At 58.5% G+C, this 3,163-nt stretch carries 4 protein-coding genes and 1 pseudogene; 3 read left to right on the top strand and 2 right to left on the bottom strand.

Going from position 1 to position 3,163, the window contains the following annotated elements:
* The first annotated feature begins 103 nt into the window (after positions 1–103).
* From AC2JC8_RS09920 to AC2JC8_RS09910, 3 genes and pseudogenes are all read left to right on the top strand, one after another.
* Positions 104–1,243, top strand: a complete 1,140-nt coding sequence (locus tag AC2JC8_RS09920; RefSeq protein ID WP_484594663.1) for a Hint domain-containing protein — start codon at positions 104–106, stop codon at positions 1,241–1,243.
* Between the two features lie 68 nt (positions 1,244–1,311).
* Entirely contained in the window at positions 1,312–1,557 is a 246-nt protein-coding gene (locus AC2JC8_RS09915; protein ID WP_484594662.1) for a hypothetical protein, read from the top strand.
* 191 nt (positions 1,558–1,748) lie between these two features.
* Positions 1,749–2,144: pseudogene (locus AC2JC8_RS09910) on the top strand (TA system VapC family ribonuclease toxin).
* Positions 2,145–2,359: 215 nt separating this feature from the next.
* Here the strand turns inward: AC2JC8_RS09910 and AC2JC8_RS09905 are convergent.
* Together AC2JC8_RS09905 and AC2JC8_RS09900 are read right to left on the bottom strand one after the other, a co-directional pair.
* Positions 2,360–2,812, bottom strand: coding sequence for a type II toxin-antitoxin system VapC family toxin (locus AC2JC8_RS09905; RefSeq protein WP_484401849.1), 453 nt, complete (start codon positions 2,810–2,812; stop codon positions 2,360–2,362).
* On the bottom strand, positions 2,809–3,063 hold the full coding sequence (locus AC2JC8_RS09900; protein ID WP_484401848.1) for a type II toxin-antitoxin system Phd/YefM family antitoxin: 255 nt from the start codon (positions 3,061–3,063) through the stop codon (positions 2,809–2,811). Before AC2JC8_RS09900 ends, AC2JC8_RS09905 begins: the two co-directional genes overlap by 4 nt.
* Positions 3,064–3,163 lie beyond the last annotated feature (100 nt).

Raw genomic sequence — 3,163 nt, 5'->3', positions numbered from 1 at the left:
CCGAGCGGCATCACTGCATGGAGGGGGTGGACCCAGCGCAGGTGATCCACTGGCTGGAACAGGAGGTGCCTCGTAGCGTTTGCGCTCCCGGGTCAGAACCACCATGAGCACCCTGTTCATCGCCAACAGCGGCAGTGGTGCAACCGGCAGAGGAGTGTGGAGAGTTGGCCCCTCGGATTACCAGTATCAATATGCCGCCTTCATCCCAGGCGAGGATGTCAACCTTGATCAAGTTTCGATCAGCACCAATGTCTATGATTTAGGCCAAAGTGCACCTAATAATTTCCAAGTTGGCCTCTACGGCGCAGGCCCAAGCCAAAACACTCCCGGCACCTTGATCTCGGCGCTGGCGGGCCCATCTTCGCCGGGCGATGGGGCCTACAACAGTTACAGACCGTCGTCGACGACAAGTCTCACAGCCGGCACACAGTACTGGCTTGGATTTACATTAACATCCGATACCGGTGGCACAAATAGCACCAGGGTCAAACTCAGCACAACGAGCACCGCTTTTACAACCCTTGGCTCGGGATGGAGCGTGCCTTCCATGTATACAATTACGGACGGCGTTTCCAACAATTTTACAACCTCTCTGGTGTTCAGTCTCTACGCCACACCAGTGTGCTTTTGCTCCGGCACGTTGATCCGCATGGCCAGCGGTATCGAGCGAGCCATCGACGACATCGCCATCGGGGATCTTGTTGCCACCTCCAAAGGAGCATTACCCGTGAAGTGGATCGGAAGGCGAATGATCAGCGTGAAGCTTTTGGGGAAAGAACAATTCCAGGAACAACTGCCCATCAAATTTGAACGAGGATCACTCGGGATCGGCGTACCAAGCCGCGATTTATACATCTCGAGATCACATGACGTGTACGCCGATGGCACCCTTGTTACGGCCAGCGTTCTTGCCAACGGAATCAATATTACCAACACCTGCCAAGCAGAGATGGGGGATGCGGTGAGCTATCTACATATCGAATTCGAGAGCGAAGTGCTTGTGCAGGCCCAAGGCGCCTGGGCCTGCTCTTACGTCAACACAAACAATCGGAGATTTTTTAACAACTATCCTGAATTCATCAGTCTCTATCTTGATCACGAGCAATCAGCACGAGCGGTGATCAAGGCGGGGATGCGAAACCGCCAATCACTTGCCGGGCGCAAGGCCAGGATCAAACGATCATGGATGCCTCAGGCCGCCGCCGAGGTGGAGCAACTTTCACAGCAACCCGTTGGGATCTGACGTTGACTTTGCCACTGGTGTCGTGCCCCATGCCCACGCGAGGCAATCCTCGCAATTTCAGCGTGGCTATGGCTGCTAGCCAGCATGCACACTCTGCTAAATACAGATGCAAAGGCGGTATTTCTGAGCAGGGTGTTGATCTGGATCCAAACACGCAACCGCCTGCGGATGTCATGCCAGGGAGTTTGGAAAAAGCCGATGCTGCAGCCAGTTTGATGTGCGGCAGCGGGTGTGACGACCTTGAAGCCGACCTTGATTTGATGCGCACTAAGATGCGCATCTCCTCCATCGGGGCTGATGCAAACCACCCTTGAACTTCCCGATCCGTTGTTCGCGCGCTTGAAGGCTCGTGCGGCTACGTGGAGCAAGGGCTCGAAGTCTCTGCATCGCTGCCGCGGCTCGATGGTCGCTTGTCGATCGACGCGGATTCGCTCAGCAATGCAGCCCTATTTGAGCTACCCGAGGCGTAAGCAGCACAGCCGATCTGCCTGATCTGAATGTCTGACTGGCGCTGGTCTGGCCAGATCACAGCCACCACCTTGAGGCCGTGCATTACTGGGAGCAACTGGCCAGCTAACAGGTCCTGTTCTGCACGGTCACGGTGCTTGGCTTGGTGCGGTTGGTGTGTCAGCCGAAGGTGATGGGTGCCGCGGTGAAGACGCCCCAGGAGGCCTCAGCCCTGCTGGAGGCGTTCTGCAGGCAACCCGGGGTGAGCCTGGCCGCCGCGGAGCATGGAGGCTGGGAGGTGTTTCATCAGCTGCTGCGCGAGGGCAACCTGCCTGCCCGGCTGTGCACCGATGCGCTTCTGGCGGCTCTGGCGATCGCAAATGGCTGGCGGCTGGTGAGTTTTGATCGCGATTTTGAACGCTTTGATGCTTTGGAGCGGCTCTTGCTCCTATGAGCCTCTGTGGGCTGTCCCGTGTTAATCAGGTTGAAAGGTCCTAAATCTCAAGGCTGGTGGCCCAGTTTTCGTGTCGCCGCCTTACCTCTACTGGTCTGCAGCGTCGGTGTCGTTGATCGTGACGGCTCTGGCGCCCGCGTCAATTACGTAGGCGGGTTGCTCTGATTGGTGGAAACCCTTGCTGCAGATTGTTTTTGCCGATAGCTCTCGCCCCACTAGGTGATCAGCTGAAAGGGCAGGTGTAGGGCCTCGGCAGCCTTGACCAACCCTTGATCGGCGCTGGCAATCGTGAGGTTTTGGCGCTTGGCGATGGCCAGATGCAGGGCATCACCACTGCGCAGGGGTGGCCCTTTGCACTCCTGCAACCACTGGCGCGCCTGGAGATAGTCCGCGCCGCGCGGCTCGAGCAAGCCCAACCGCTCGTGCCGGAAACACTCAAATTCGGCATGGATGGCCAGGCTGCGCTGGGCCGTGAGATCACCGCGGCGCAGACACAACGCCACCACGCCAGAAAACTCCAACAACACCCAATGGCTCACCCACAGGGGCTGATCAGCCTGGGCCAGCAACCACTGCTCAGCTGCGTCATAGCCGGTGTCACCGAGAAACAGCGACAGAACCACACAGCTATCCAGATAAAGCGGCGCAGGGCTTGCCGTGGCGATCACACCTCCTCCCGCAACTCACGCACCAACGCCACAGCACTACCAGCCAAGCCGGGCTGACCCGCATGGAAGCGACGCAGCCGCTGCGGCCAAGGCATAGCAACCTCAGACTGGGGCCCCTGCCCATCGCGCACCAATCGAGCCACTGGCTGCCCCCGCCTGGTGATCACCACTTCATCGCCAGCTTCCACCGCATCCAGTAACGCCGAAAGCTGGGCCTTGGCCTCGGCCAAACCAACCGTACGCATGGTCATCTGGTCTGTTGGTCATCCGTATCCTAACGATGGATAAGGTGCCTTGCCGCCCCGTTTCCACTGGAAGGGCTCCGACCTGGAGCTTCTGCTGGCGCAGGCC

The organism is Synechococcus sp. (assembly GCF_982614295.1).
The sequence above is the reverse complement of the archived record's forward strand: the minus strand, read 5'-3'. Positions and strand labels throughout refer to the sequence as shown.